23 protein-coding genes and 1 pseudogene are annotated in these 26,175 nt (G+C 67.2%); 13 read left to right on the forward strand and 11 right to left on the reverse strand.

Features of this window, described 5'->3' with window-relative positions:
- Positions 1 to 20: 20 nt before the first annotated feature.
- From WG924_RS09870 to WG924_RS09890, 5 genes are all read right to left on the reverse strand, one after another.
- Positions 21 to 863 (reverse strand): metal ABC transporter permease, encoded by an 843-nt coding sequence (locus tag WG924_RS09870; RefSeq protein WP_345932859.1) that lies wholly within the window; start codon positions 861 to 863, stop codon positions 21 to 23.
- Positions 860 to 1,735, reverse strand: a complete 876-nt coding sequence (locus tag WG924_RS09875) for a metal ABC transporter permease (RefSeq protein ID WP_345932860.1) — start codon at positions 1,733 to 1,735, stop codon at positions 860 to 862. Before WG924_RS09875 ends, WG924_RS09870 begins: the two co-directional genes overlap by 4 nt.
- Complete coding sequence (locus WG924_RS09880) at positions 1,729 to 2,727, reverse strand: manganese/iron ABC transporter ATP-binding protein (protein WP_345932861.1); 999 nt, start codon at positions 2,725 to 2,727, stop codon at positions 1,729 to 1,731. The genes WG924_RS09875 and WG924_RS09880 overlap by 7 nt, the downstream gene beginning before the upstream one ends.
- Complete coding sequence (locus WG924_RS09885; RefSeq protein ID WP_345932862.1) at positions 2,724 to 3,647, reverse strand: metal ABC transporter substrate-binding protein; 924 nt, start codon at positions 3,645 to 3,647, stop codon at positions 2,724 to 2,726. The genes WG924_RS09880 and WG924_RS09885 overlap by 4 nt, the downstream gene beginning before the upstream one ends.
- Before the next feature lie 188 nt (positions 3,648 to 3,835).
- A complete protein-coding gene (locus WG924_RS09890; protein ID WP_345932863.1) occupies positions 3,836 to 4,222 on the reverse strand; it encodes a winged helix-turn-helix transcriptional regulator in 387 nt (128 codons plus the stop codon).
- 127 nt (positions 4,223 to 4,349) lie between these two features.
- Here WG924_RS09890 and WG924_RS09895 point away from each other — a divergent pair, with 127 nt between their 5' ends.
- From WG924_RS09895 to WG924_RS09925, 7 genes are all read left to right on the forward strand, one after another.
- Positions 4,350 to 5,183: an enoyl-CoA hydratase/isomerase family protein gene (locus tag WG924_RS09895; protein WP_345932864.1), complete on the forward strand. Its 834-nt coding sequence runs from the start codon at positions 4,350 to 4,352 to the stop codon at positions 5,181 to 5,183.
- Between the two features lie 144 nt (positions 5,184 to 5,327).
- On the forward strand, positions 5,328 to 6,221 hold the full coding sequence (locus tag WG924_RS09900; RefSeq protein WP_345932865.1) for a helix-turn-helix domain-containing protein: 894 nt from the start codon (positions 5,328 to 5,330) through the stop codon (positions 6,219 to 6,221).
- A 268-nt stretch (positions 6,222 to 6,489) separates the two neighbouring features.
- A complete protein-coding gene (locus WG924_RS09905) occupies positions 6,490 to 8,607 on the forward strand; it encodes a TonB-dependent siderophore receptor (RefSeq protein ID WP_372044703.1) in 2,118 nt (705 codons plus the stop codon).
- A 10-nt stretch (positions 8,608 to 8,617) separates the two neighbouring features.
- Positions 8,618 to 9,403 carry an ABC transporter ATP-binding protein gene (locus WG924_RS09910; protein WP_345932867.1) on the forward strand — a complete coding sequence of 262 codons (786 nt, stop codon included), beginning with the start codon at positions 8,618 to 8,620 and terminating at the stop codon, positions 9,401 to 9,403.
- On the forward strand, positions 9,393 to 10,322 hold the full coding sequence (locus WG924_RS09915; RefSeq protein WP_345932868.1) for an ABC transporter substrate-binding protein: 930 nt from the start codon (positions 9,393 to 9,395) through the stop codon (positions 10,320 to 10,322). The genes WG924_RS09910 and WG924_RS09915 overlap by 11 nt, the downstream gene beginning before the upstream one ends.
- Positions 10,315 to 12,288, forward strand: a complete 1,974-nt coding sequence (fhuB, locus tag WG924_RS09920; RefSeq protein ID WP_345932869.1) for a Fe(3+)-hydroxamate ABC transporter permease FhuB — start codon at positions 10,315 to 10,317, stop codon at positions 12,286 to 12,288. The genes WG924_RS09915 and fhuB overlap by 8 nt, the downstream gene beginning before the upstream one ends.
- Before the next feature lie 74 nt (positions 12,289 to 12,362).
- The gene (locus WG924_RS09925) at positions 12,363 to 14,096 is read left to right on the forward strand and encodes an ABC transporter ATP-binding protein (protein ID WP_345932870.1); all 1,734 of its coding nucleotides are present in this window, start codon (positions 12,363 to 12,365) and stop codon (positions 14,094 to 14,096) included.
- Here the strand turns inward: WG924_RS09925 and WG924_RS09930 are convergent.
- Both WG924_RS09930 and WG924_RS09935 read right to left on the reverse strand, forming a co-directional pair.
- Positions 14,060 to 15,011 (reverse strand): annotated as a pseudogene (locus WG924_RS09930) (DMT family transporter). The gene WG924_RS09925 and the pseudogene WG924_RS09930 overlap by 37 nt on opposite strands.
- A 232-nt stretch (positions 15,012 to 15,243) precedes the next feature.
- Positions 15,244 to 15,723: a MarR family winged helix-turn-helix transcriptional regulator gene (locus tag WG924_RS09935; protein ID WP_345932871.1), complete on the reverse strand. Its 480-nt coding sequence runs from the start codon at positions 15,721 to 15,723 to the stop codon at positions 15,244 to 15,246.
- 97 nt (positions 15,724 to 15,820) lie between these two features.
- Between WG924_RS09935 and WG924_RS09940 the strand changes: the two genes are divergently transcribed.
- Positions 15,821 to 17,305, forward strand: a complete 1,485-nt coding sequence (locus WG924_RS09940) for an FAD-dependent oxidoreductase (RefSeq protein WP_345932872.1) — start codon at positions 15,821 to 15,823, stop codon at positions 17,303 to 17,305.
- Here WG924_RS09940 and WG924_RS09945 read toward each other — a convergent pair.
- A complete protein-coding gene (locus WG924_RS09945) occupies positions 17,236 to 18,120 on the reverse strand; it encodes an AraC family transcriptional regulator (RefSeq protein ID WP_345933239.1) in 885 nt (294 codons plus the stop codon). The genes WG924_RS09940 and WG924_RS09945 overlap by 70 nt on opposite strands.
- Positions 18,121 to 18,249: 129 nt before the next feature.
- Between WG924_RS09945 and WG924_RS09950 the strand changes: the two genes are divergently transcribed.
- Positions 18,250 to 18,972 (forward strand): hypothetical protein, encoded by a 723-nt coding sequence (locus WG924_RS09950; protein WP_345932873.1) that lies wholly within the window; start codon positions 18,250 to 18,252, stop codon positions 18,970 to 18,972.
- A 28-nt stretch (positions 18,973 to 19,000) separates the two neighbouring features.
- On the opposite strand, the gene WG924_RS09955 is transcribed toward WG924_RS09950, so the two are convergent.
- Positions 19,001 to 19,678 (reverse strand): FMN-binding negative transcriptional regulator, encoded by a 678-nt coding sequence (locus tag WG924_RS09955; protein WP_345932874.1) that lies wholly within the window; start codon positions 19,676 to 19,678, stop codon positions 19,001 to 19,003.
- Positions 19,679 to 19,791: 113 nt separating this feature from the next.
- On the opposite strand from WG924_RS09955, the gene WG924_RS09960 reads away from it, so the two are divergent.
- The 3 genes from WG924_RS09960 to WG924_RS09970 all read left to right on the forward strand — a co-directional run bounded on the left by WG924_RS09960 (position 19,792) and on the right by WG924_RS09970 (position 22,972).
- A complete protein-coding gene (locus WG924_RS09960; protein ID WP_345932875.1) occupies positions 19,792 to 20,787 on the forward strand; it encodes an alpha/beta hydrolase in 996 nt (331 codons plus the stop codon).
- A gap of 95 nt (positions 20,788 to 20,882) precedes the next feature.
- The gene (locus WG924_RS09965) at positions 20,883 to 21,608 is read left to right on the forward strand and encodes a response regulator (protein WP_345932876.1); all 726 of its coding nucleotides are present in this window, start codon (positions 20,883 to 20,885) and stop codon (positions 21,606 to 21,608) included.
- 44 nt (positions 21,609 to 21,652) lie between these two features.
- Positions 21,653 to 22,972 (forward strand): ATP-binding protein, encoded by a 1,320-nt coding sequence (locus WG924_RS09970; RefSeq protein WP_345932877.1) that lies wholly within the window; start codon positions 21,653 to 21,655, stop codon positions 22,970 to 22,972.
- A 48-nt stretch (positions 22,973 to 23,020) separates the two neighbouring features.
- On the opposite strand, the gene WG924_RS09975 is transcribed toward WG924_RS09970, so the two are convergent.
- Both WG924_RS09975 and WG924_RS09980 read right to left on the reverse strand, forming a co-directional pair.
- The gene (locus WG924_RS09975) at positions 23,021 to 24,175 is read right to left on the reverse strand and encodes a fumarylacetoacetate hydrolase family protein (RefSeq protein ID WP_345932878.1); all 1,155 of its coding nucleotides are present in this window, start codon (positions 24,173 to 24,175) and stop codon (positions 23,021 to 23,023) included.
- 192 nt (positions 24,176 to 24,367) lie between these two features.
- Positions 24,368 to 25,273, reverse strand: a complete 906-nt coding sequence (locus WG924_RS09980; RefSeq protein ID WP_345932879.1) for a LysR family transcriptional regulator — start codon at positions 25,271 to 25,273, stop codon at positions 24,368 to 24,370.
- A gap of 159 nt (positions 25,274 to 25,432) precedes the next feature.
- Between WG924_RS09980 and WG924_RS09985 the strand changes: the two genes are divergently transcribed.
- Positions 25,433 to 26,146 (forward strand): SDR family oxidoreductase, encoded by a 714-nt coding sequence (locus tag WG924_RS09985; RefSeq protein ID WP_372044689.1) that lies wholly within the window; start codon positions 25,433 to 25,435, stop codon positions 26,144 to 26,146.
- The last annotated feature ends 29 nt before the right edge of the window (positions 26,147 to 26,175 follow it).

A 26,175-nucleotide genomic window follows, 5' to 3' on the forward strand; every position in this document is an offset into this window, starting at 1 on the left:
CATGGCTCACGGAAATTTCTCTAACTTGTTGTTTCAGATAGAATCTTCGCGCGCCGGATGGTGCCGGCGAAGGCCAGCACGAAGCCGATCGAGAGCACGAGCACGATGGCCGGCGCCGGCGCGCTGTCGATGAAGAACGACAGATAGACGCCGAGCAGCGATCCGGCGACGGCGATGCCGGTGGCGAGAAGCAGCATGGTGCTGAAGCGGCGCGTCAGAAGGAAGGCGATGGCGCCGGGGGCGATGAGCATGGCGACGGCCAGGATGATGCCGACGGCCTGCAGCGCGCCGACGATGGCGAGCGCGATCAGGCAGAGCAGGCCGTAATGCAGCCTGTGGACCCTGAGCCCCACGGCCCGTGCCTGGGCGGGGTCGAAGGCATGCAGCAGAAAATCCCGCCATTTCAGGCCGATGATCCCGGCGGTGGTCGCGGCGATCGCGGCTGCGGTGGCGATATCGCGCGTTGAGATGCCGAGCATGTCGCCGAACAGGATATGGTCGAGATGGACGTCCGACTGGATCGCCACATACAGAACCAGCCCGAAGCCGAACATGCCCGAGAACACGATGCCCATGACCGTGTCCTGTTTGATCCGGCTGTTGTCCTTCAGGAATCCGCTGGCCACGGCGCAGACCATGCCGGCGGTGAAGGCGCCGATCGCCAGGGGAATGCCCAGAATATAGGCGATCACCACCCCCGGAAACACGGCATGCGACATGGCGTCGCCGATCAGCGACCAGCCTTTCAGAACCACGAAGCACGACAGCAACGCCATCGGGATCGCGACCAGCACCGAGATTGCCAGGGCATGACGCATAAACTCGAACTGGATGGGGGCGAGCAGGGTATCGACGATGCTCATTGCCCGGCCTCCAGCGCCCGTGTCTCCAGCGCCCGGGCCGCGCGGCGGCGGGCGGCAAGCAGGCCGTGCCGGGGCGCGAACAGAAACGCCGTCAGGAAGACCAGCGTCTGAAGGCAGACGATGATGCCGCCGGTGGCGCCGTCGAGGAAATAGCTGGCATAGGCGCCGGTGAAGCTGACGATCGCGCCGATGGCAACGGCGATGGTCAGCAGCCGGGGAAAACGGTCGGTCAGCAGATAGGCGGTGGCGCCGGGTGTGACGACCATGCAGATCACCAGAAAGGCGCCGACCGTCTGAAGGGCCGCGACCGTTGAGGCCGACAGCAGCGCGAAGAACATGATCTTGAGCGCCGTGGGATTGAGGCCGACCGCGCGCGCATGGCTTTCGTCGAAGAACACCACCATCAGATCCCGCCATTTGACCAGAAGGATCACCAGCGAGACGATACCGATGATGGCGAGCTGGATGGTATCGCCCGGCGTGATCGCCAGGATGTTGCCGAGCACGATGGTCTGGATGTTCACCGAGGTGGGCGAGATCGATACCATGAACAGGCCCAGCCCGAAGAAGGCCGAGAAGATCAGGCCGATGATGGCGTCTTCCTTCAGCCGGGTGCGCTGGTTGAGAAACAGCATCGCCGCGGCCGCCAGCCCGCCTGAGAAGAAGGCGCCGAAGGCGAAGGGGAGGCCCAGCATATAGGCGCCGGCGACCCCCGGCACGATGGCGTGGGAGAGCGCGTCGCCGATCAGCGACCAGCCCTTGAGCATCAGAAAGCACGACAGAAACGCGCAGACACCGCCGACCAGCGCCGACACCCACATGGCGTTCAGCATGTAGTCATAGGTGAAGGGTTCGAGCAGGCTGGTCAGCATGCGCCGCTCCCGCCGCCCATTTCCGTCCCTGTCTCCGTCCCTGTCTCCGTCCCTGTCTCCGTCCCCGGCCTGCGCAGCGCGACCTTGCCGTTCCGGAGCACCAGCGGACGCTCGTCATCGGTGATGACCCCGATCGCGTGCCGCGTGCCGCCGGGGGCGTCGTTCAGCACGATATGGCGGAGCACGCCGCCGAAGGTCCGTTCCAGGTTCTGTTGCGTGAAGACCAGGGCGGTCGGGCCACAGGCCAGCACCGTGCCCTTGATCAGAATGGTGCGGTCGCAGAATTCCGGGACACTGCCGAGATTATGGGTTGAGATCAGCATGACGCGGCCCTCGTCGCGCAGCGCGCGCAGCAGCCGGATGATCTGGTCCTCGGTCTTGACGTCGACGCCGGTGAAGGGTTCGTCGAGCAGGATGACCCGGCTGTCCTGAGCCAGCGCTCTGGCGAGAAACACGCGCTTTTTCTGGCCGCCGGACAGCTCGCCGATCTGACGCTTGCGGAACGCGGTCATGTCGACCCGGGCGAGTGCCGCCGCGACCGCCTCACGGTCGGCCGCTCCGGGTCGGCGCATCAGGCCCATCCGGCCATAGCGGCCCATCATGACCACATCCTCGACCAGCACCGGGAAATTCCAGTCGACCTCCTCGGCCTGCGGCACATAGGCGATCAGATTGCGGCGCATCGCCGCGCCGACCGGCATGTCGAGCACCCTGATATCGCCGCGGGCGAGCCGGACGAAGCCCATGATCGCCTTGAACAGGGTCGATTTGCCGGCACCGTTCACGCCCACCAGCGCGGTGATGGTGCCGGTCGGGATCTGGAAACTGGCATCGCGGAGCGCGGTATGACCATCGCGATAGGTGACGGTGGCGCCGGTTACCGTGATACCAGGTTCCGTGATTTCCTGGCCCGTGATATCCGGTCCTGTGGCCTCCGACGACGCGATATCCCGCCCCGCTTCGGCCATGGCCGCCGCAGCCTGCGCGTTCATGGCATCAACCCCCTGGCGATGGTGCCCGACGTGACGCGGAGCAGGTCGATATAGCTGGGCACCGGGCCATCGGCGTCGGTCAGCGAGTCGACATGGAGCACGCCGCCATATCGGGCGCCGGTTTCCCGCGCCACCTGGCGGGCCGGCGCCGGGGAAATCGTGCTTTCCGAGAAGACGACCGGAATCGCGTGCTGGCGCACCGCATCGATGACCTTGCGAACCTGCTGCGGCGTGCCCTGCTGGTCGGCATTGATCGGCCAGAGATAGAGTTCCGTCAGGCCGAAATCGCGCGCCAGATACGAGAAGGCGCCCTCGCTGGTGACCAGCCAGCGCCGCGCGTCCGGCACGGCGGCAAGTGCCGTCCTGATCGGATCGATGGTGGCGGTGATCTTCTGCTTATAAGCCTCGGCATTGATCTTGTAGGTCTCGGCATTCCGCGGGTCGTGTTTTACAAAGGCGTCGCGGATGTTGTCGACATAGATCAACGCCGCGCTGGGTGACATCCAGGCATGCGGGTTGGGCTTGCCGGCATAGGGGCCATCGGAAATGCTGATCGGATCGATGCCGGTCGATACCACCACGCCCGGCACATCGTTCAGGTTGTGAAAGAATTTCTCGAACCACAGTTCCAGATTGAGCCCGTTCCACAGGATCAGCCGCGCGCCCTGTGCCCGCCGGATATCGCCCGGCGTCGGCTGATAGTTATGGATCTCGGCGCCGGGTTTCGTGATCGATGTGACGATCGCGGCGTCGCCGGCGACGTTCCGGGCCATGTCGGCAATCACGGTGAAAGTGGTTACCGCCTTGAATTTCTCGCGCGGCGCTTCCTGGGCCACCGCCGCCGGCACCACTGCCAGCACGACGGCTGCCGCCGCCCCGATCATCCCGGCCAGAACCGACCGCCTTCCCCTGCCGAGCATCGCTGCCTCCTGTCGCCGGCCGGATGGCCCTGCATACCGCTGCGGTGTTCAGCATTTATGCAATTAAGAATGAATTGCAATATAAATTCGGCACGATGGTCTAAGAAGGCTGAGGCAGCCCACTGGGCCCGACAGCGTGACGGGCGGGCACCATCCGTCTTCAGGGCCTGCCATCTCCCGCCAGCCGTTCAGGCTGCTCCCTGATCTTCGCGCGCGTCATAGCTGCGCCGGCAGTTCTGAATCACGTCAATGTTCTCGACGGTCCAATCGAACAGGATCGAGAACGGCCCTTGCAGCGATCGCCCAAGTGGCGTCAGCGCATATTCGACGCCGAGCACGCGCCCATCCAGAACCCGCCGCGTCACCATGCCGTTACGCTCCAGCTTGCGTAGCGTCTGGGTCAGCACGCGTTGGGTGACGCCATCGAGGCGACGCTTGATGGCGTTGAAACGCCGGGGCTCGCGCAGCACCTCCAGCACCATCATCGACCACTTGTCCGCGATCTGGTCGAGGATCACGCGGCTCGGGCAGTCTGCGCGGTAGATCGGGTCATTGTCACTGATCGATTTATCCATCGGTATCCTCCGGCATCCCTGGGATGCTTCAGGTGCGTAATTGACGCCAGGTATTCAAAGAATACTTTACGGTGGATGGTGCGAAACACCAGTGCCAGAGTTTCCCCGAAGAACAGAGATTTCGCGTATGACAGACACAGACTTCGGCCGGCTGCGAATGTCCCGGGCAGACGGTATCGCGACGATCACGATCGACAATCCGCCGGTAAACGTCCTCGATGTCGGTCTGATGAGCGAGATTCGTCGCTTGCTTCTTTCCATCCGCGACGATGCGGACATCCGCGTGTTGGTTTTCCAGAGCGCGGATCCGGAATTCTTCATTGCGCATGTCGACATGACATTGATCGATCAGCCGCATGCCTTCGACGATTTCATCCGCGAGGCTCCGGAAGGTCTCAATCCGTTCCAGGCCTTCGGCGAGTTCTTACGCGAACAGCCGCAGGTGACCATCGTCAAGCTCGCCGGGTTGGCGCGCGGCGGCGGAGCGGAGTTCGTGGCAGCGGCCGACATGGTGTTTGCCGCGGAGGGGCGAGCTGGGCTCGCCCAATGCGAGGCGTTGATGGGCATCACACCCGGAGGCGGCGCCACCCAGTATCTGTCCAGCCGGATGACGCGCGGGCGCGTTCTTGAAGTGATCCTCGGCGCTGATCTCATCGATGCGGCGACGGCGGAACGATATGGATGGATCAATCGGGCGCTGCCGGCTTCAGATCTCGACGATTTTGTCGATCAACTGGCGCGCAACATTGCGGCGTTGCCCGCAGGCGTCATCGCCGCGGCCAAGAAGGCGCTGCCTCCGGTCGATCTGCGTGAGGGCTTTCGCCGCGAGCACGACGCCTGGGCGGGACTGTTTGAACGCCCCGCGGCCGGAACGCTCATCCGCGCAGGGCTCAAGGCCGGCGCGCAGACCAAAGACGGTGAGCGAAATCTGGAAGGTCTGCTCCGCGCGTTGCAGGCGTAACGTCCCCGAGCGTTGGCAAACGGCGAAACCATGCGCAGCCCACGCAAGGCTTTTATTGAGACTGATTGTCATGCGCAGTAAACTTAAGGGACCGGCCGGCGCCGGATATCCGTGGGCCGGGGCAGGTTGGTTGAGGAGGCGGGCATGGCAGTCAGCGGCTTTGTTCCGCGTATGGACAGCACCATCGATGGCGTGTCGGTGATCGGTGAGCTGCGCTGCCGGTCGTGGGACGGGGTGGTGGCGGATGTGTGGGACGTGGCCTGCGCGGCCGATGCCCGCGGCAGCTATGTGTCGGGCCATCCGCGGCTGTTCATTCCGCTTGAGAAATCGGGAGCGGGGGATTTCGTGGTGGCGGCGCGGCCCGATCTGCCGCCGCCGCGTGATGCCATAGCGCCCTGCCAGATCAGCTATATTCCGGCCGATATGCCGTTATGGGGCCGGGGCAGCGGCGCGCATCGGCTGCGCCATCTGGACCTGCATTTCGATGTCGACGCCCTGGCGCGCCGGCTGGGCGAGGATCTGGACGCGGTGGCGCTGGCCACCCCCCGGCTGATGTTCAGCGATGACCGGCTGCTGGCGCTGGCGCGGCTGATCGCCACGGAATGCGACCGGCCGCAGGGGCTGCACGATCTGTATGGCGACGGGCTGGCGGTGGCGCTGTTCATCGATCTGATGCAGATCCAGCGCCGGCCGCAGCGCCAGCGCAGCCCGCTGGCCCCCTGGCAGTTGCGCCGGGTGACCGCGTTCATCGAGGATAATTGCCAGGGCAGCATCCGGCTTCAGGAACTGGCCGGGCTGGTGGGGCTGTCGCCATCCTATTTCAGCCATGCCTTCAAGGCATCCACCGGTATGCCGCCGCATCAATGGCAGATGGCGGCGCGCATCCGCCGGGCGCAGGCCCTGCTGGCCCGCCCCGGCGCCACCCTGGCCGGCATCGCCGCCACCACCGGCTTTTCCGATCAGGCGCATTTCACCCGTGTGTTCAAGCGGATGGTGGGGGTGACCCCGGCGATCTGGCAGCGCAACCGCGATTTGTGACCGGAACCACCCTCCTGGCATGACGTCGCACCAAAAACGTTCAAAACCCCGCCGATCGGATCAATCCCGGTCCAGATTGCGAATGATATACACTCGCAGTCAACAATCGGATGGGGCAGCGGGCATGGCCAGGATCAGCACGGCGGCGGCACGGATACACTGTTATGGCAGGCCGGGGCAGTCATATGGCGGGCTGGGGCGGGCGTATGGCCGCCAGGGGCTGGCCTGCGGCGTAGCGATCGCGGCCCTGCTGTCGGCCGGCGGCGCCATGGCCCAGGCGGCCGGCGGCACCGAGATGCTGCCGGCCCTGTCGATCGAGGATCAGGCGGCCAGCGCCACCGGCCCGATCGACGGTTTCGTGCCCAGCCGCAGCCTGACCGGATCGAAGACCGATGCGGCGATCACCGAGATCCCGCAATCGGTGTCGGTGATCGGCCGCCGACAGTTGGATGACCTGCCGGGCAACAAGGTCGATGAGGTGCTGGGCTATACCGCCGGCGTCCAGGCCGGCCAGTTCGGCACCGACAGCGACACCGACTGGGTGATGATCCGCGGCTTCGATGCCGGCCAGACCGGCATCTTCATGAACGGGCTGGGCCTGTATCAATATGGCTTCGGCGGCTATCTGATCGACACCTTCACGCTTGAGCGGATCGAGGTGCTGAAGGGCGCGAGCTCGGCGCTGTATGGCGGCGCCAATATCGGCGGCATGATCAATCTGGTCAGCAAGCGCCCGACGGGTGAGCGGCTGCGCCATGTGGAAACCGGCATCAACAATTGGGGCAATGCCTATCTGGGCTTCGACCTGGGCGACGCGCTGGGCGAGGATGGCGCCGCCAGCTATCGCATCACCGGCAAGATCTCGGGCGGCGACTGGGAAACCGATCAGGCCGAGGATCTGCGCGGGTTGATCGCGCCCAGCATCTCGTGGGCCTCCGACCGCACCCGGCTGACCGTGCTGGGCCTGTATCAGAACGAGGACAAGACCCATACCGGCGGCTTCCTGCCCTATGAGGGATCGGTGGTCGATGCCTCGTTCGGCAAGATCCCGCGCGATTTCTATTACAGCGAGCCGGATGAAGACAGCTATCGCCGCCAGCAGGTGATGATCGGCTATGAATTCGCCCATGACGTCAGCGACGACGTGACCCTGCGGCAGAATTTCCGTTACAGCCGCAGCCATGTCCGGGAGAGCTATCCCTATCCCTATGGCTGGCGGATCCCCGGCGCGCCGTATGAAGGCGGCGGCACCACGCCGGCGGCCGGCAACGAGCTGTTCCGGATCGCTTTCGACCACAAGACCACCGCCCAGTCGGTGGCGCTGGACAATCAGGCCGAATGGCGCTTCGCCACCGGCGATGTCGGCCACACCCTGCTGGGCGGCATCGATTACCGCTATTACACCATCGATCATCGCCAGGGCTCGGCCACCGGCACGCCGATCAGCGTCACCAACCCGGTCTATGGTGCAGCCCAGCCCGACACCGTGCCCTATCTGGACCAGCGCCTGACCCTGCATCAGCTTGGCGTTTATGCCCAGGATCAGATGCGGATCGATCAGCGCTGGATCCTGACCCTGACCGGCCGCTATGACCGGATCTGGACCAAATCCGACGACGAGGTGGTCAGCCCCTGGGCGCCGGAAGGCTATAACTATTCCGGCAAGGATGGCGCGTTCAGCGGCCGTGCCGGGCTTGGCTATGAATTCGCCAACGGCCTGACCCCCTATGTCAGTGTCGCCAGCGTGTTCAATCCGCTGATCGGCGCCAGCGCCGAGGGCCAGCCGTTCTCGCCGGAAGAAGGCATGCAGTACGAGGCGGGCGTGAAATATGCGCCCGATGATGTCAACGGCCTGTTCACCGCGGCGGTGTTCCAGTTGACCCGCGAGAACGCCCTGGTCAACGACCCGACCAATGCGCTGTACAAGGTTCAGCGCGGCGAGGTCCGCTCACGCGGCATCGAGTTGGAGGCGCAGACCGATATCGGCGCCGGATTCAGCCTGCTGGGTCAGGTGACCATCCAGGATGTCGAGGTGACGGAAGACGGCAATCCCGCCCTGGTCGGCAAGACCCCGGTGCTGGTGTCGGACAGGAGCGCCTCGCTGTGGATCGATCACGCCTTCCAGGCCGCCGTGCTCGACGGCGTCAGCGCCGGCATCGGCATCCGCTATCTGGGCGAAAGCTGGGCGGATGAGGCCAACACCCTGAAGGTGCCCGACGCCACCCTGTTCGATGCGGCGCTGCGCTACAAGAAGGCGGGCTGGGGCGTGTCGGTGGATGTTGCCAATCTGGCCGACAAGGATTATGTCGCGGGCTGCGGATCGGTCTATCAGTGCGGCTATGGCCCCGGCCGGACGGCGACCCTCACCCTCAGCCTGGACTGGTGACATAGAGGTCATGGCCGACCCCCTGTTCATGCTCGACAATGTCCGGATCACGATCGATGACCGGGTGATCGTCGACGGATTGAGCCTGGATCTGGGCGGCGGCACCGCCGGGCTGCATGCGCTGGTCGGCCCCAACGGCTCGGGCAAGAGCACGATCCTGCGTGCCCTTGCCCGCCAGACCACGCTCGCATCCGGCCGTATCCATATTCAGGGGCGGCCGATCGGCGATCATGGCGACCGCGGCTTCGCCCGGCTGGTCGCCTATATGCCCCAGTTCACCCCGGCGGCCGAGGGCATGACCGTGGCCGAGCTGGTGGCGCTGGGCCGGTTTGCCTGGCATGGCGCGCTGGGCCGGTTCGGCGCCGCCGATCAGGCGCGGGTCGACGACGCCATGGCCGGCACCGGTGTTGCCGGCTTCGCCGACCGGCTGGTCGACAGTCTGTCGGGCGGCGAGCGCCAGCGGGTGTGGCTGGCGATGATGCTGGCGCAGGACACGGCCTGCCTGCTGCTGGACGAACCGACATCGGCGCTGGACATCGCCCATCAGACGGGGATGCTGGCGCTGATCCGGTCGCAAGCTCATGCCCGTGGATTGTGCGTGGTGATCGTGCTGCACGACATCAACATGGCGGCGCGCTTCGCCGACGAGATCCTGGCGCTGCGCGACGGCCGGATCATCGCCCGGGGCACGCCCGACCGGATCATGACCCCTGAGACCCTGGGCGCGATCTATGATCTGGAGATGGGGGTGTTCGGTCATCCCGATACCGGCGCGCCGGTGGCCTATGTCCGGTGAGATCAGCCGGCGGCGGGTGCTGGCCGGGCTGCTGGTGACGATGGCGGGTGCGGGCATGTCGGGTGTGAGGGCCATGGCCGCGCGTCCGGATCGGATCGCGGTCATCGACTGGGCGCTGCTGGAAACCCTGCTGGCCATCGGCATCACGCCGGTGGCGGCGGCCGAACTGGTGCAGTATCGCCAGACCGTGATCGAACCGCCGCTGCCCGCCGGCGTCATCGATCTGGGCCTGCGCGGCGCGTTGAATTTCGAGGTGCTGCGGCTGGCGGCACCCGATCTGATCCTGAATTCCGGCTTCCATGCCTGGGCCGATCCCAACCTTGCCCGGATCGCGCCGGTGCTGTCGCTGTCGATCCACCGGCCAGATGCCGCACCCTATGCGGCGGCCGAGGCGGCAACGCGCATACTGGGCGCCCGCTTCGACCGGATGGCGGCGGCGGAAGCCTGCATCGCCGCCACCGCGCGGGCGATCGACGTTGCCGCCGAGGGCTTGGCGGCGCGGGCAGGGGGCCGGCCGGTGTTTCTGGTCAGCCTGGGCGATGCCCGCCATGTCAGCGCCTTCGGGGCGGATGCGATGTTCGGCCAGGTGCTGGCGCGGATGGGGCTGGCCAATGCCTGGACGGGGCTGACCCGCTATAGCGGCAATGCCCCGGTCGGCATCGAGGCGCTGGCCGAACGGCCGGATGCCTGGATCGCGATCATCGGCCCGACCGCGCCGGATGCCCTGCGCGGGCTGTTTCGAAGCCGGTTGTGGCAGGCGCTGCCGGCGGTGCGCGAGGAGAGGGTGGTGATCCTGGACCCGGTCAACCCCTTCGGCGGCCTGCCATCGGCGGCACGCTTCGCCCGGCTGCTGGCGGCCGGCATCCATGCCGCCGGCATCCATGCGGTCGGCGCGGACGGGCGGCGGGCCGATGGCTAGACCGGCTTTCATGATCTGGGCCGGGCTGGCGATGCTGGCGGCCGGGCTGTCGGTGCTGGCGGCCACGGCGCCGTTCTCGGCCGATCCGGTGCTGGATGCGATCATCCGCTGGCATGGCGTGCTGCCACGGGTGGCGATCAGCATCATTGCCGGCGCGGCGCTTGGCCTGTCGGGGCTGCTGCTGCAACGGGTGCTGCGCAACCCGCTGGCCGAGCCGACCACGCTGGGCATCTCGTCGGGCGCGCAACTGGCGCTGGTGGCGGCGACCCTGTTCGCGCCGAAGCTGCTGGCCGGTTCCCGCGAGCCGGTGGCCTTCGCCGGCGGCATCGCGGCGGTGACGCTGGTTCTGGCGCTGACCTGGCGGCGGGGGTTGCAACCGGTATCGGTGGTGCTGGCGGGGATGATGATCACGCTGGTGGCCGGCGCGGCCAGCGCCGCGCTGATTCTGGGCCAGGGGCAGTACATGATGTCGCTGTTCATCTGGGGCGGCGGCGCGCTGGGCCAGCAAAGCTGGGGGCCGGCGCTGGGCCTGCTGCTGCGGCTGGTGGTGGCGGCGCTGGTGGCGCTGCTGCTGTTGCGGCCACTGGCGGTGCTGGGGCTGGATGATGCCGCGGCGCGGGGTCTGGGTCTGTCGATCACCCGCGCCCGGCTGGCGGTGGTGGCGGTGGCGACGGCGCTGGCCAGTTCGGTTGTGGCCGAGATCGGCATCATCGGCTTCGTGGGGCTGGCGGCGCCGGCGCTGGCCCGCACCGGCGGCGCCCGCACCCCGCGTCAGATGCTGCTGGCGGCGCCCCTGATCGGCGCCGTGCTGCTGTGGCTGACCGATGGTGTGGTGCAGTGTCTGGCCGCTCATGACCTCGACGGCCTGCCGACCGGGGCCGCGACCGCGCTGCTGGGCGCGCCCCTGCTGCTGTGGCTGCTGCCGCGCCTGCGGATGATCGAGCGGCCGGCCGATCGGGCGCCCGCCCGCACCGGCCGCACCAGCGGCCATCCGCCACGGGTGCTGGCCCTGCTGGGCGGGCTGGTGCTGGGTCTGGTGGCGCTGGGGCTGGCGCTGGGCCGGAGCGGCACGGGGATGGATGGCGCGGGTGGCGGCCTGCATCTGGCGACCGGCGCGCTGTTCGCCGATCTGCTGCCCTGGCGGCTGCCCCGGCTGGCGGTGGCGGCGGCGGCCGGCGCGATGCTGGCGGCGGCCGGCACCATTCTGCAACGCGTCACCGCCAATCCGCTGGCCAGCCCCGATGTGCTGGGGGTGGGCGCCGGCGCCGGGCTTGGCCTGGCGGTGGTGCTGCTGACCCTGCCCGCGGCCGGGATGGGCGCGCGGCTGGGCGGGGCCGCGATCGGCGCCGTGCTGGTGCTGGGCTTCATTCTGTGGCTGGCACGGCGGAGCGGCTTTGCCGCCGAACGGCTGCTGCTGGCCGGGCTCGCCACGGCGGCCTTGTGCAACGCGGTGCTGATCGCCGTCGTCGCCACCGGCGGCTTCCGGGCCTTCGCGCTGCTGGGCTGGCTCAGCGGTTCCACCGCCGCCGCGACCCCCGGCGATGCCTGGATGACCGGAATTGCCGCCGTGGTGCTGATCCTGCCACTGGCGCTGGCCGGTCGCTGGCTGGCGCTGCTGCCGCTGGGCCCGGTGGTCGCGCGCGCGGCCGGGCTGGATGTCGGGCAGAGCCGCATGGTGCTGGTGCTGGCCGCCGCCCTGTTGACGGCCGCCGCCGCCCTGCAGATCGGGCCGCTGGGCTTCGTGGGGCTGATCGCCCCCCATGCCGCACGCCTGCTGGGCCTGCGCCGGCCGCTGCATCAACTGGCGGGTGCGGTGTTGATCGGTGTGGCGCTGATGGTGGTTGCGGATTGGCTCGCGCGGATGGCCGCTTTCCCGTATCAATTGCCGGTGGGGCTTTTTGCCTCGATCCTGGGTGGCCCGTATCTGATCTGGCTGCTGGGCCGTGGCCGTGGCGGCGGGCCGTGAGGTCGCCGCCGATCGATTGCCGTCCCCGTCCCACGCCTGCCGCCAGTGTCCCCGCATCCTTCTGGTATCATGTGATGATCCGACAGTTCTTTGCCTATTACGTGCCCTATCGCGGGCTGTTCCTGCTCGATTTCTCGTGCGCGGTGCTGGCCGGGCTGCTGGAATTGGGCTTTCCGATGGCGGTCAAGCTGTTCGTCGACGAGCTTCTGCCCGGCCAGGACTGGACCCTGATCATCCTGGCGGCGGTGGGGTTGCTGGCGATCTATCTGCTCAACACCGGGTTGATGGCGATCGTCACCTATTGGGGGCATATGCTGGGGATCAATATCGAGACCGACATGCGCCGCCGCAGCTTCGACCATCTGCAGAAGCTGTCATTCCGGTTCTATGACAACAACAAGACCGGCCATCTGGTCGGCCGGGTGACCAAGGATCTGGAGGAGATCGGCGAGATCGCCCATCACGGGCCCGAAGATCTGTTCATCGCGGTGATGACCTTCATCGGCGCCTTTCTGCTGATGCTGTCGGTGAATGTGAAGCTGGCGCTGCTGACCGCGGCCGTCGTGCCGGTGATCATCTGGGTCAGCGGCCGCTATGGCGGACGGATGACCAGGAACTGGCACGCGCTGTATGGCCGGGTCGGCGATTTCAACGTCCGGATCGAAGAGAATGTCGGCGGCATGCGGGTGGTGCAGGCCTTCGCCAATGAAGACCATGAACGCCGGCTGTTCGAGCGCGACAATGCCGGCTATCGCGAGACCAAGCTTGGCGCCTATCGGATCATGGCCGCCAGCATGTCGTTGAACTATATGAGCATCCGGCTGGTGCAACTGGTGGTGATGATCGCCGGCAGCTATCTGGTGATCCGGGGTGAACTCAGCTATGGCGGTTTCGTGGGCTTTCTGCTGCTGGTCGGCGTGTTCGTGCGCCCGATCGAGAAGATCAACGCGGTGATCGAGCTTTACCCCAAAGGCATCGCCGGCTTCCGGCGCTATCTGGATCTGCTGAAGACCGCGCCCGACATCGCCGACCGCCCCGATGCCCGCCCCGCGCCACGTCTGGCCGGCCATATCCGGTTTCAGGATGTGAGCTTCGGCTATCATGGCCCGGATGGCGGCCAGACCGGCCGGCCGGTGCTGGACCATGTCAGCTTCGAGATCCGCGCGGGCGAGACCGTGGCCTTCGTCGGGCCGTCGGGGGCCGGCAAGACCACGCTGTGTTCGCTGCTGCCAAGGTTCTATGACGTCGCGGAGGGCGCCATCACCATCGATGGTGTCGACATCCGCGACATGACCCTGGCGTCGCTGCGCGGCCAGATCGGCATCGTGCAACAGGACATGTTCCTGTTCGGCGGCAGCATGCGCGACAACATCGCCTATGGCCGGCTCGACGCCTCGGACGAGGATATCCGCCAGGCCGCCCACCGGGCGCGGCTGGACGATCTGATCGCGCAATTGCCGCTGGGGCTCGACACCATCGTCGGCGAACGCGGCGTCAAACTGTCGGGCGGGCAGAAGCAGCGCATCGCGATCGCGCGCATGTTCCTGAAGGATCCGCCGATCCTGATCCTGGACGAAGCCACCTCGGCGCTGGATACCGAAACCGAACGCGAGATCCAGCGCGCCTTGAGCGAGTTGTCGGTCGGGCGCACCACGCTGGTGATCGCCCATCGTCTGGCGACCATCCGGGGGGCGCATCGGATCATGGTCGTCGACCGGTCGGGCATCGCCGAACAGGGGGCGCATGACGAGCTGCTGGCCAGCGGCGGGCTCTATCGGCGCCTGCACGAGGCCCAGTTCGGCACCTGACCGGGTGTGAGGTTCAACCCCGCCACCGCCGCCAGCACGCAGGCGATGCCGGCCAGCCGCACCGGGCCCACCGGTTCACCCAGAACCAGCGCCGCCAGCACCACGGCCGAAACCGGGGCAAGGCTGGTGAACAGGGCGGCCTCGCTGCCGGTCACCCGGGCGGCGCCGGCATACCACAGCACGAAACCGGCGACGGTGGGCACCAGGGCGTAATAGAGCACGGCGAGCAGGGCCGTGCCCGAGGCAGCCGCGATGGCGGGATCGAGGATCGAGGATCGGGGGCCGGGCCTCGAAAACCGCCGGGATCGCGGCGGCGATCAGCCCGAAACCGGTCATGATCGTCGACAGGGCCAGGGGCTGGATGGCGGTACGGATGCGCTTGTTCAACAGGATGAACAGGCCCTCGCAGACGACCGCGCCCAGGATCAGCGCATTGCCGGCCAACCGGTTCCAGCCACCGTTGGCGTCGCCGTCGTTCTGCCCGCCGCCGGCGATCGCGATGGCGGCCAAACCGGCGGCGGCAAGGGCGATGGCGACCAGCAGCCGCCGGCCGGGACGTTCCCCCAGCACCACCACCGAAATCGTCGCCGCCACCACCGGCAGGGTGCCGATGATCACGCCGGCATCGGCGGCGGATGTCAGCCGCGTGCCCATGATCAGCAGCACGGTATAGCCGACGCTGCCGGCCACCGCCTGCACCGCCAGAACCGCCCAGTCGCGGCGCCCCAATGCCGGCAGCCGCGCGCCGGTGGCGGCCATCGCCACCACGAACACCGGCAGCGCGATCGCGAAGCGCAGCGCCGTGGCGGTGAACGGCGCCAGCCCTGCGCCGATCAGCCGTGCCGCCACCACCGTGCTGCCGACCAGCAGCATCGCCGCCGCCAGATAACAATATCCCTCGATCCGTTTCGACATCGCCTGCCCGGTCCGCTGTTGTTCGCTAAGGCGGACAGCAAAGGCGATCGGCGCACGCCGGGTCTTGAACGGAATTGCGGCACCGCCAATCCGGCATCGTCGGGCTGAGCAGGCTTCGCGTGATATCCGTGCATTATACACGTTTTTGCTCGACAGCGGCGGGGCAGGCTATTATGTGTATTATGCACTTAAAAGCCGGCAACCCTCGGAGACGACCATGAACCTGGCGCCATCAGGGTGTCGGCTGATCACGGATGCTATCGACCAGCTTCCGCATCAACCGCACCAGCTCGTCGACATCATCGGGCCGCCAGGTCTTGAACAGCGCCAGGGCCATGCGCTCACGCGCGGCATCGACCAGATCGGTGCCGGCCTTGCCGCGCGGCGTGATCACGGCTTCCCGCGATCGCCGATCGGCGGCGCTGGTCCGGCGCTCGACCAGCCCGAGGTCATGCAGCCGGGCAATCTGACGGCTGACGGTGGTGTGGTCGCGCCCGACATGCCCCGCCAGGTCGACGACCCCGATCGGCCCCAGCCGTTCGACCAGCACAAGCAGCGGAAACAGGGCGCGCTCAAGCGTCAGCCCGGCCGCCTCAAGCATCATCGTGTCGCGCTCAGGCTGGTTCATCAGGCCGGCGAGGTCGATCAGCGCGCGGTGAAGCTCGGGCAGCACCGCGCGAATATGGGCATCACGCCTGTTGTCATCCGACATCTCTATGACCCGACCTCTCTGTGACCGCGCATTTCTGTGACCCCACATCTCTCAGGCCACCCATGAACCCTGTGTATGTTGCACATAAGGAGCCGACGTGAAAGATCCGACACCGGTCGACGTTCTGATCTGCGGCGCTGGCGCCGCCGGTCTGACCCTGGCAATCGATCTGGCGCGACGCGGCGTGCGGTTCCGGCTGATCGACAAGCTGGACCAGCCCTTCGCCGGATCACGCGGCAAAGGCATTCAGCCCCGGACGCAGGAGGTGTTCGAGGATCTGGGCGTCATCGACCGGCTGACGGCGATGGGCGGCCATTATCCGGCACAACGGGTGCATCACGCCGACGGCACCTGGCGCGACGGGCAGGGCCTGGTGGTCGAGGCACCGTCGGCGGGCGAGCCCTATCGTATGCCGCTGCTGGTGCCGCAGAACCGCACGGAAGCCGTGCTGCGCGCGCGGCTGGCCGCGTTTGGCCATGCCCCCGATCAGGCACATGAACTGGTGTCGTTCACCCAGGATGCCGCGGGTGTCGAGGCCACCATCCGCACGCCCGATGGCGTTGAGGTCCGGCGCTGCCGGTATCTGATCGGCGCGGATGGTGGCCGGTCGACGATCCGGCAGGCGCTGAAGATCGACTTCGCCGGCCGCTCGCTGGGGGTTCGGGCGATCGTGGCCGACATTCAGCTTGACGGGCTTGCCCGCGACGTCTGGCACCAGTTCAATCCCGGTGACATGCAGAAGCATGTCTCGTTCTGCCCGCTGCCACAATCCGACCTGTTCCAGCTTCAGGCACCGGTTCCGACCGGCGGCGATGTCGATCTGTCGCCCGGCGGGCTTCAGAGCTTCATCGACGCGCGGGTGCCGCAGACCGGGCTGGCGGTGCTGGGCGTGGCCTGGGCCTCGGCCTATAGCATGAGCGCATGGCTGGCGGCGCGGTTCCGGGTGGGGCGCGTCTTCCTGGTCGGCGATGCCGCCCATGTCCATCCGCCGACCGGTGGCCAGGGCCTGAACACCAGCGTTCAGGACGCCTATAACCTGGGCTGGAAGCTGGGCGCCGTGCTCGCCGGCGCGCCTGAGACATTGCTGGATACCTTCGAGGAGGAACGCCGCCCGATCGCCGGCGACATGCTGCGCCTTGCCTCGGATCTGCTCGATGCGGCGAAGCGCGGCGAGATGCGCCGGGGCCGCGAGGTCCAGCAGCTCGATCTGGGTTATGGCGCCTCGTCGCTGTCGCTGAACGCAACCGCCGGGCCGCGTGCGCTGCGTGCCGGCGATCGCGCGCCCGACCTGCCGCTTATCGGTGCTGGCGGCCAGCGCCGGCGGCTGTTCGACCTGCTTCAGGGACCACACTGGACCCTGATCGCAAGCGGGCCGGCCCCCGTATCATTGGCGCGCAAGGGCCTGCACATCCACGAGATCGGCACCGGTCTGGCACTGCGGGATCCGATCGGCCAGTTCAGCGCCAGCTATGGCCTGGCCGATGGCGACATGGTTCTGATCCGGCCCGACGGCTATGTCGGGGCGGTTATGGATGCGACCGGTCTGGCGCGGTTCCCGGCATATTCGGCCTGGCTCCGCTGACATGACCGCGCGCGGGCGAGGTCCGACGGCGACAGGCCATGGCAGCGGCGGAACAGCCGGGTCATGTGGCTCTGATCGGCGAAGCCGGCGGTGGCGGCGGCATCGGCCAGGGCCATGCCGCCGGCGATCAGCCGGCGGGCCAGATGCAGGCGGCGCTGGATCAGATAGGCATGCGGCGGCAGGCCGGTCGCCCGTGTGATGCCGCGCAGCACCTGAAACCGGCTGAGGCCGCTTACCCGCGCCAGATCGGCCAGGGTGGTGGGGGCTGCGGGATCGTCGTCGATCAGCGCCCGGGCGCGAGCGATCGCGGCCGGTATGGCGGTATCCGCGGCGGCCCGGTCGGCGATGGCATCCGCCAGCAGGTCGAGCAGCGCTTCATCGCGCGCCAGGGGGGCCGCCCTGGCGGCCGGGGCGGTCATCAGGTCGAACAGCCGGCTGGCGCGGGCGGCGGTGGCGGGAGCAGTGATCACCGGCCGGCTGAATTCCATCACCTGAGCGCCGCCACCATCGATATCGCCCAGCGCGTCCACCACCACCACCGGGTCCAGATACAGCATCCGCCAGTGGCGCGCGCCATCGCCCAGTGGGGCGCCGTCATGCACTTCCCCCGGATTGACGGTGATGGTATCGCCGGCCATGGCCTCGACCATGCCGCGGCCGCTGCGTGAACGCTGGGCGCCATGATGGATCACGCCGATGCCGTATTGATCGTGGGTGTGGCGTCCGAAACTGTGGCCGGTCTGGGCGATGATCGCGGTCACCCCCGGTGCCGTACAGCGAATGACCTTGAACGGCCGGGTCCGGCTGGTCATCATCATGGGGTCTCCGTCGGCGGATGGCGGCCGGTGCCATGGTGACGCCGCCGGCCGCCGCCGGCAAGGCCGATCGCAAGCCTGCAACTCGCAGACCTCCGATCGCCGGCCCCTTCGAAGGACCGATCGACCATGCCGGGCATCCGGATATCGCTGACCGCGCTGTTGATATCACTGACCGGTGCTGCCGCTCTGGCCGGCCCAACCCTTGAGAGGATGACGGCGCCCGAGATGGTTCCGATGCGCTTCCACATGCCGGCCGTCGCCGGGGATGCGGCGGCCGGCTGGTCGGCCATGCCGCTGGGTCGCGACATGCAGCCGGAAGCCTGGGCCACGGTCGACGATCTGCCGGTGGGCGAGGCGGAGCTTGAGCCTGGCCCCTATCTGGTCGAGGCCTATCTGGAGGAGGGGCGCCGCCTCGCATCGCTGGTGACCGTCATCCCTGGCATGGCTCCGGATGTGACGCTGTCGGCGGTCGCGGTCGCCGATGCGCTGGTCACCTGCGACCGGCCCGACGGTTGCGGCTATCGCGACCCGCAGACCGGGCTTGTCGCAACGCTGCCGGGCGGGTGGAGTGTCGACCAGCCGATGTTTTATGAAACCGCCGGCGGCCATGTCGCCGATCTGCCGACGACCCGCTTCACCCGTCCCGTCCCGGGCGGCGATACCGGCATGGGCGGCGCGCCGGCGGGCACCGTCATTGTCCTGAACCCGCGCCAGTGGCGGACCGCCCTTGGCCCCTGCATGGAAACCGCCGCCGGCGCCCTGTGCCGGCCGGCCGACGCCAGCGCGGCGGTGCGGGCGGCGGTGGAGATGCTGGCAACAACGCTGGTCATCGACAGCCCCCTGGATTGAACATAGATTTATATCATACTAAAAGACACTAAATGACGGCATCCATCAGGGCCGCGACCGCCGGTGCCATCGAACCCGGCGTCGCGGTCGCACACAACCGCTTCTGGATGAGCGGCCGGTCATCGGGCTTGTTCTGGCTGAGCTTCTCCATGCAGTCGATCCGCTCGACCACGATCCGGAAGCCGATCACCCCCTGGATCAGCCGCTCGACATGGGCCGGCGGGGCGTCGTCGAGGCGCCAGGGGCGGGCAGGGCGGAGGCCGGCTTCAGTGGCACCGGCATCGGCGGCGCCGTGTTCGAAGGCGGCGATCGAGCGGTGCATCAGGTCGATCAGCCCGGCATGATCGTCGATCCGCGCCAGCCGGCCGCGGAATTGCAGGCCGACATAGTCCCAGGTCGGCACATTCTGCGCGCTGTCATACCAGCGTGGCGAGATATAGGCGCTGGGGCCGTTCACGACCACCAGCGCCGGGTCGCCATCGCGTAGCGCCTGCCCGTGTGGGTTGCGTCTTGCCATATGACTGATCAGAACGGTGGTACTTGTGGCTGTGTCTCCATCGCCTGCCGGTTCGGCGATGAACGGCAGCGAGGTGGCATGGATGTGGCCGCCGGCATCGGTGGTGACCAGCGTGCCGAAGGGATAGCGCGCCAGCCAGCGCAGGGCATGGGCGGCGTGGGGGTTGCGATAGTGGTCGGGCACGAACATCGGCGGTCGATTCCGGTGTGAAGGGGCCAAGGGTCATCAGGTCTTTATTGTATTTCATAACATCAAAATCCACAATACCGACCTCGACCCCGGAACAGAAGGACATGCCGGCGATGGCCGATGTGATCGATGCCGACCTGAAAGCCATGCTCGATGCCGCCGCTGCGGCGACGGCTGCCCCCAGCATCCGCGACCTGCCGGTTGCCGAGGCCCGCGCCGCCTATCGCGAGCGCTATCTGATGCGCGGCATCCGCGCGCCCGACGCCGCCGTCACCATGGACGAGTTGGTGATCGGCCTGCCCGGCCGCGATATCGCCGCCCGGCTCTATCGCCCGGCCGTCACCACGACGACCACCGCCGCCGTCGACGCGCCGCTGCCGCTGCTGATCTATTTCCATGGCGGCGGTTTCGTGGTCGGCGATGCCGCCGCCTATGATGCGCAATCCCGCTATCTGGCCGTGGCCACCGGCGCGCTGGTGCTGACCCCCGATTACCGGCTGGCGCCCGAACATCCATTCCCGGCCGCCGTCGATGATGCCTGCGACATCTTCGATCACGTGGCCGCCACCGCCGCGGCGCTGGGCGCCGACCCGGCGCGGATCGCTGTTGGCGGCGACAGTGCCGGCGGCTGTCTGGCGCTGGTGGTGTCGTTGACCGCGCGCGATGCGGCACGCAGTCGGCCGGCAGCACCCAGGCCGTCGCTGTGCCTGTCGCTGTATCCGGTGACCGATTTCAGCAGCTATCGCGGCGGCACCGGCTATCCGTCGATGGCGGCGTTCGGCAAAGGGTTCTTCCTGGATGCCGACACCATGGACTGGTTCATCGAACACTATCTGCCTCAGGCCGATGACGCCGGCGATCCGCGCGCCTCGCCGATCCTGTGGCCGGATCTGACCGATCTGCCGCCGACCATTCTGGTCACCGCCGGCCATGATCCGCTGCGCGACATGGGCAACGCCTTCGCACTGCGGATGATGGCGGCGGGGTGCGTGGTCGATCATGTCCGGCTGCCATCGATGATCCATAATTTTCCAGGCTATGCCGGGCTGTCGACAGGGGCGGCGCGCGCCTTCGCCGATGTCGCGGCCCGGCTGGCGGCGCGGATCTGAAGGAGGCCGCGTTAACAAAACATAATCGACGCCGGCCGGCCGGCCATCGGGCATTGTGCTAACGTTCAGGCGACAACCACCTCAGGACTTGCACCATGCCCAATGGCTTAACCCCGCCGCCCGCCATTCTGATCGTCGAGGACGATGCGGAAATCGCGGGCATGCTTGCCGAGGGCTTTGAAGCCGCGGGCATGAGCGTGTCCATCGCCGCCGACGGGCGCGAGATGGACCGGCTGATCGGCGTTGAGAGCTTCAATCTGATCATCCTCGACATCATGCTGCCCGGCGAGGACGGCCTCAGCCTGTGCCGCCGGCTGCGGGCCGACGCGATGGTGCCGATCATTATGCTGACCGCGCTGAACGAGGAACTCGACCGGATCGTCGGCCTGGAAATCGGCGCCGATGACTATATCTCCAAACCCTTCAGCCCGCGTGAGGTGCTGGCCCGCGTCCGCAGCCTGCTGCGCCGTGCTGCCTATGCGCCGGCACCCGCGCGCCGGGGCCGGCCCTTGCGCTTCGAAGGCTGGCGGATCGACCCGGTGCGCCGTCAGCTACACGACCCGGCAGATATCCGGGTCAGCATGACGACCGCCGAATTCGATCTGCTTCTGGCCTTCTGCCACAATCCCGGCCGGGTCATCACCCGCGACGAGTTGCTGTCGCTGACCCATGCCGGGCTGGCGGGGCCGATCGAACGCAGCGTCGATGTCCATGTCAGCCGCATCCGCCAGAAGATCGAACCCGATCCCAAAAATCCGGTCCTGCTGAAAACGGTGCGACTGGGCGGCTATGTCTTCACGGCGGCGGTGGACGAGGGATGAGGCGGCTGTTGCGCGTGCTCTGGCCGTCGACGATCCGGCGCCAGATGACGATGATCATCTTCGGTGCCATCGTTCTGGTCCATGTCGTCGGTGGCGTCGCCGAAATCATGGCAAAATCCGGCCGGTTTGGTCTCGTGGATACCGAGACCCATATCGAGCGCGCCAGTACGATCGCCATGCTGATGGCGGTTCAGGAACCTGCCGGGCGGCCCGGCATGATAAAGCAGGCAGAGCGCATCGGCATCGATCTCATCATGATGCATCCGCAGGAGCTGGCCGCGGCGACCCATTTGGATGGCAGGGCGGTGCGGTCGGAATGGCTGATCGACCGCCTGTTTCCGCAGGACGCCATTCTGCCGCAGGGCGCGCGGCTTGCCTTGCTCGATCTTCCGGCGAGCGGGCGCCTTGCCATGGTCGGCGGTCGCTCGGTCGTGGTCTTTTCGGTCGATCCCGACACCGATCTGGTGCTGGCCTCGCTTCCGGCCACGATTTTCACCACGGATTTTGTCAATCCGCTCAGCTATTACGTCGTCGCCGCGGTGATTCTGATCACCTTTTTCTCGGTCTTTTCGGTTCGCGCGATCACCAGACCGCTCGACCGGATGTCGCGCACGCTGGAAAACACCGACGCCTTCCTTCGCCATGGCGACCCTGTCGATGAGCACGGCTCGGCCGAGATCGTCCGGATGGCGCACGCCCTGAACGACATGCAGGCGCGCATCCGGACGATGCTGGATGCCAGAACCCGCATGCTGCGCAGCATCAGCCATGATCTGCGCACGCCGCTGACCCGGCTTCGCCTGCGGGTCGAGCGGATCGGCGATCCGGCGCTGCGCAGTTCCGCGGTGTCGGATATCGACCATATCAATGCGTTGATCGAGGAAACCCTCGACTATCTGCGCGAGGACGGCCGCGACAACAACCGCGCCGAACGGGTCGATCTGCCAAGCCTGTTGCAGACGATATGCATCGACTTCGCCGATGTCGGCGCGAACATCGCCTATCACGGGCCCGACAACGTCGTGGCGCGCTGTTCCGCCAGCGAGATGACGCGCGCGGTCTCCAATCTCTGCGACAACGCGCTCAAATTCGGCACCGAGGTCGTGGTCAGCCTGCACAGGGTCGCCGACGACATCGTGATCGAGGTCAGCGACAACGGGCCGGGCATTCCGGATCACCTGTACGCCAAAGTGGTCGAGCCGTTCTTCAAGACCGACACGGCGCGGTCGGCGGGCGCGAAGCCGGGTTTCGGTCTGGGCCTGGCGATCGTCTCGGAAATCGTCGCCCGCAATGGCGGGCGCTTCGACCTGCTGGACAACACGCCGCATGGGCTGACCGCCCGGATCACGCTGCCCGCCGGGTGACGGCGCGTCGTCGACCGCCCGGGCCGGCACCAGCCCCGGAATAACCGGTCATGGCGCGATCAGATCGACCATCAGCGCGCCCATCGATGTCGAGAGATGTTCCACCCGGTCGCCGACCCGAAGATAGCGGCCGGCTTTGCGTTCATTCCTGACGAAGCGGTTCGCGACCGATGCGGATGCCGGCCGGCCGGTGAGGAACCGGCCGAGGGCCAGATGGTCGATGAGGCCGCCGACGATGTCCTCTCGCATCGGCGGCATGAAGATGACGCCGCCGCAGGTGCCCGACATCACGGCCGTGCCGCGCGGGATGATGCCGTTTGCCAATAGCGGGGTGGCGGTGCCGCGATAGACATAGGCACGACGGCGGCCATCCCGCAGCGCCTTCGCGACCAGTGCCTCGAAATCGAGGATCATCTCGCCCCCACGCGCATCCTGGCGGACCACGCCATTGACGCGGGTCACGATCCGCTCGTTGCGGATGAACGCGCGCCAGTCGCGGGGGATGACCAGGAACGGGCCGGTGGGGAACCGGTCGGAGCCGCTTTTGGCGTCGGTGAAACCACGGCCTGATTCGATGTTCTTCGGATCGATCAGCCGCGCGAGCGCCGCCCGGTCGGTGAAATCCCCGCAGACGAAGACGCCTTTCCGGGCCGCCTCGAAATCGGCGGTGCTGCGGATGTCGCGATCGAAGCGGATGCCGATCTCGACCTCGAAGTCCATCAGCGTGTCGGGCTGGACGACAAGCGTCGTGCGCGGCGGGGTCGGTCCACCGAATTTCGGGAAGTTGAAGACCCCCCGGCTGCCCGCCTCCGTCGCATGCCCGGCGAAGTTCGTGCCGGTCGCGATATGCCGGTCGGCGGCGGCGCCGGCGGCCAGCAGGGCCGGCACGTCATAGCGATATCGGGGCGTGCCATCGGTCAAGGCCGCCATCAGCCGCGTATCGCCCACCGCCGCGGCGGCATCGAAGATGTCCAGGTCGGGTCGGGCGCCCAGCCCGGTCAGGTCGATGGCGTCGATGGCGTCGCTGTCATAGGCGGTGACGAGCAGCGTCACCACCCGGCCCGCATCGTCCTGTGTCTGGGCGAAGGTCAGCGCATCGGCGGGTGCCGCCAGCCCTGGCACGATCGGCCGTTCGCCGGGCGAGATCCGGTTCGACCGGGTTGCCCTGTCGCGGCTCGTCGGCAGCGGGATTGAGATCGGCAAGCTGGAATGATGCACGGAACGCCCCGGATCGACTGGTGATGTGCAGACATTGCGGGCAGACGTCGCGGAGGACATGGGCCTCCGACGGCTGGTCACCAATATACGCCGTCGTGACCGACGCGATGTTGCGTTGCGTTAAGAAATATGGCGGAAGGTGGTCTGGTCTGACCTGGGAACGGCCCCGGTGGCTGTTCAAGCGGCTGCCTTGCAGGTTGCCACCAGCGTCTGGCGCAGCCACCGATGGGCGGGATCGGCATCTTGTCGCGGGTGCCACATCACGCTGATCGCCAGCTCCGGCGTCTTCACCGGCAGATCGAAACCGTCGAGACCCTGCGCCGCCACCGCCCCGTCGCGCAGGCAGGAGCGCGGCACCAGAGCGATCAGGTCCGAATGGCGCGCGATGTTCAACGCATCGAGAAAGCCCGGCACGATCGCAACGATCGTCCGCCGCAAACCGAGGTCGCGCAGCGCATCGTCGACCGGGCCTGTCGAAGCGCCGCGCCGCGACGTGACGACGTGCCCCCACGCCGCATAACGTTGCGGCGTCATGGACCCGTCAAGCACCGGATGATGCCGGCGCACCACGCCGATAAAGCGATCGCGGAACATGAGCTGGCTGCGCATCTCCGGTGCGGATGCGCCCATTGTGCCGATCTCCAGATCGATCGTTCCCTCGCGGAGCGGCGTCACATCCTTGTCGGGCTTGGGCGCGAAGCGAAGCCGGACATGAGGTGCCGCTTCGGCAATTGCCGTCACCAGCGCCGCGGCGAACAGGGCCACGAACCCTTCATTGGCGCGGATGGTGAACAGGCGGTCAAGCGCGGCCAGATCCAGCGGGGTCGTGCCCGGCGTCAGCACCGCCCGCGCCTCTTGGGCGAGCGCATGGACGCGCCCGGCCAACTGCTCCGCATAGGGCGTCGGCACCAGCGACCGTCCGGCCTGGACCAGCAGGGGGTCGCCCGTCGCCGATCGAAGCCGCGCCAGCGCCCGGCTGGTCGCGGAAACGCTGAGGCCGAGGCGTCGGGCGGCAAGGGTGACGCTGCGCTCGGCGAGCAGCACGTCCAGGGCGGTGAGCAGGTTCAGATCGATGGGCGTCATACGCCATAGATAGGCGTGCCTTCGGTCAACACAAGGCGTTCAACGCAATCATACATTGCTTCCCCTGCGTCTGGCGCGTTCCGTCGCCGGTGCCTAGTTTTGCCCTGACACTGTGAACCATGACCAACACTGTGAACCATGATCAAAGGAATGGCGGCCATGAACACGTCTTCGCAGCGGTTTCCTGCACGAATCCTGATTGCCGGCGCGTCGCGCGGCCTTGGACGGGCGATGGCTGAGGCGTTCGTGAAGAAGGGATCGCACGTCGTTGGCACGGTGCGCGGGAGCAGCCGGACCGAATTGCACGATGTCGCCGACGCGCATCCCACCCAGGTCACGATCGAGCGGCTCGACATCACCGAGCCCGATCAGATCGCAGACCTGCGCGAACGGCTCAGAGGCAAGGTCTTCGACATCGTGTTTGTCAACGCCGGCACGGCCAACCGCAATCCACACGAGACGATCGCGGAGGTTCCGACCGATGAGTTCGTGCGCGTGATGCTCACCAACACGCTGGGTGTGATGCGCGCGGTGGACGGGTTGGAAGATCTCGTGCCCCCCACTGGTCTGATCGGGGTCATGTCATCCGGCCAGGGCAGCATCGCCAACAACACCAGGGGCGGCTTCGAGGTCTATCGCGGCAGCAAGGCCGCGCTCAACCAGTATATGCGGAGCTATGCTGCCCGCCATGCCCAGGATCCACGAGCGATGGTGCTGATGGCGCCGGGCTGGATCCGCACGGCGATGGGCGGGCCGAATGCGACCTTCAGCATTGAGGAGACCGTTCCACAACTGGTCGACACGCTCATAGCACAGCAGGGCATCCCTGGCCTGCGCTTCATCGACCGACACGGCGAGACCGTGCCATGGTAACCGGGCAAGAGGCCGTGAGCGACCGGGAC

It is taken from the genome of Tistrella arctica, from assembly GCF_039630945.1.
In the GTDB taxonomy this organism is placed as follows: domain Bacteria; phylum Pseudomonadota; class Alphaproteobacteria; order Tistrellales; family Tistrellaceae; genus Tistrella; species Tistrella bauzanensis.

Excerpts from the sequence above, each read along its gene's own strand:
- WG924_RS09870 (WP_345932859.1), bottom strand. The coding sequence starts at position 863 with ATGAGCATCGTCGATACCCTGCTCGCCCCCATCCAGTTCGAGTTTATG.
- WG924_RS09875 (WP_345932860.1), bottom strand. The coding sequence starts at position 1,735 with ATGCTGACCAGCCTGCTCGAACCCTTCACCTATGACTACATGCTGAAC.
- WG924_RS09880 (WP_345932861.1), bottom strand. The coding sequence starts at position 2,727 with ATGAACGCGCAGGCTGCGGCGGCCATGGCCGAAGCGGGGCGGGATATC.
- WG924_RS09885 (WP_345932862.1), bottom strand. The coding sequence starts at position 3,647 with ATGCTCGGCAGGGGAAGGCGGTCGGTTCTGGCCGGGATGATCGGGGCG.
- WG924_RS09890 (WP_345932863.1), bottom strand. The coding sequence starts at position 4,222 with ATGGATAAATCGATCAGTGACAATGACCCGATCTACCGCGCAGACTGC.
- WG924_RS09895 (WP_345932864.1), top strand. The coding sequence starts at position 4,350 with ATGACAGACACAGACTTCGGCCGGCTGCGAATGTCCCGGGCAGACGGT.
- WG924_RS09900 (WP_345932865.1), top strand. The coding sequence starts at position 5,328 with ATGGCAGTCAGCGGCTTTGTTCCGCGTATGGACAGCACCATCGATGGC.
- WG924_RS09905 (WP_372044703.1), top strand. The coding sequence starts at position 6,490 with ATGGCCCAGGCGGCCGGCGGCACCGAGATGCTGCCGGCCCTGTCGATC.
- WG924_RS09910 (WP_345932867.1), top strand. The coding sequence starts at position 8,618 with ATGGCCGACCCCCTGTTCATGCTCGACAATGTCCGGATCACGATCGAT.
- WG924_RS09915 (WP_345932868.1), top strand. The coding sequence starts at position 9,393 with ATGTCCGGTGAGATCAGCCGGCGGCGGGTGCTGGCCGGGCTGCTGGTG.
- fhuB (WP_345932869.1), top strand. The coding sequence starts at position 10,315 with ATGGCTAGACCGGCTTTCATGATCTGGGCCGGGCTGGCGATGCTGGCG.
- WG924_RS09925 (WP_345932870.1), top strand. The coding sequence starts at position 12,363 with ATGATCCGACAGTTCTTTGCCTATTACGTGCCCTATCGCGGGCTGTTC.
- WG924_RS09935 (WP_345932871.1), bottom strand. The coding sequence starts at position 15,723 with ATGTCGGATGACAACAGGCGTGATGCCCATATTCGCGCGGTGCTGCCC.
- WG924_RS09945 (WP_345933239.1), bottom strand. The coding sequence starts at position 18,120 with ATGATGACCAGCCGGACCCGGCCGTTCAAGGTCATTCGCTGTACGGCA.
- WG924_RS09950 (WP_345932873.1), top strand. The coding sequence starts at position 18,250 with ATGCCGGGCATCCGGATATCGCTGACCGCGCTGTTGATATCACTGACC.
- WG924_RS09955 (WP_345932874.1), bottom strand. The coding sequence starts at position 19,678 with ATGTTCGTGCCCGACCACTATCGCAACCCCCACGCCGCCCATGCCCTG.
- WG924_RS09960 (WP_345932875.1), top strand. The coding sequence starts at position 19,792 with ATGGCCGATGTGATCGATGCCGACCTGAAAGCCATGCTCGATGCCGCC.
- WG924_RS09965 (WP_345932876.1), top strand. The coding sequence starts at position 20,883 with ATGCCCAATGGCTTAACCCCGCCGCCCGCCATTCTGATCGTCGAGGAC.
- WG924_RS09970 (WP_345932877.1), top strand. The coding sequence starts at position 21,653 with ATGACGATGATCATCTTCGGTGCCATCGTTCTGGTCCATGTCGTCGGT.
- WG924_RS09980 (WP_345932879.1), bottom strand. The coding sequence starts at position 25,273 with ATGACGCCCATCGATCTGAACCTGCTCACCGCCCTGGACGTGCTGCTC.
- WG924_RS09985 (WP_372044689.1), top strand. The coding sequence starts at position 25,433 with ATGAACACGTCTTCGCAGCGGTTTCCTGCACGAATCCTGATTGCCGGC.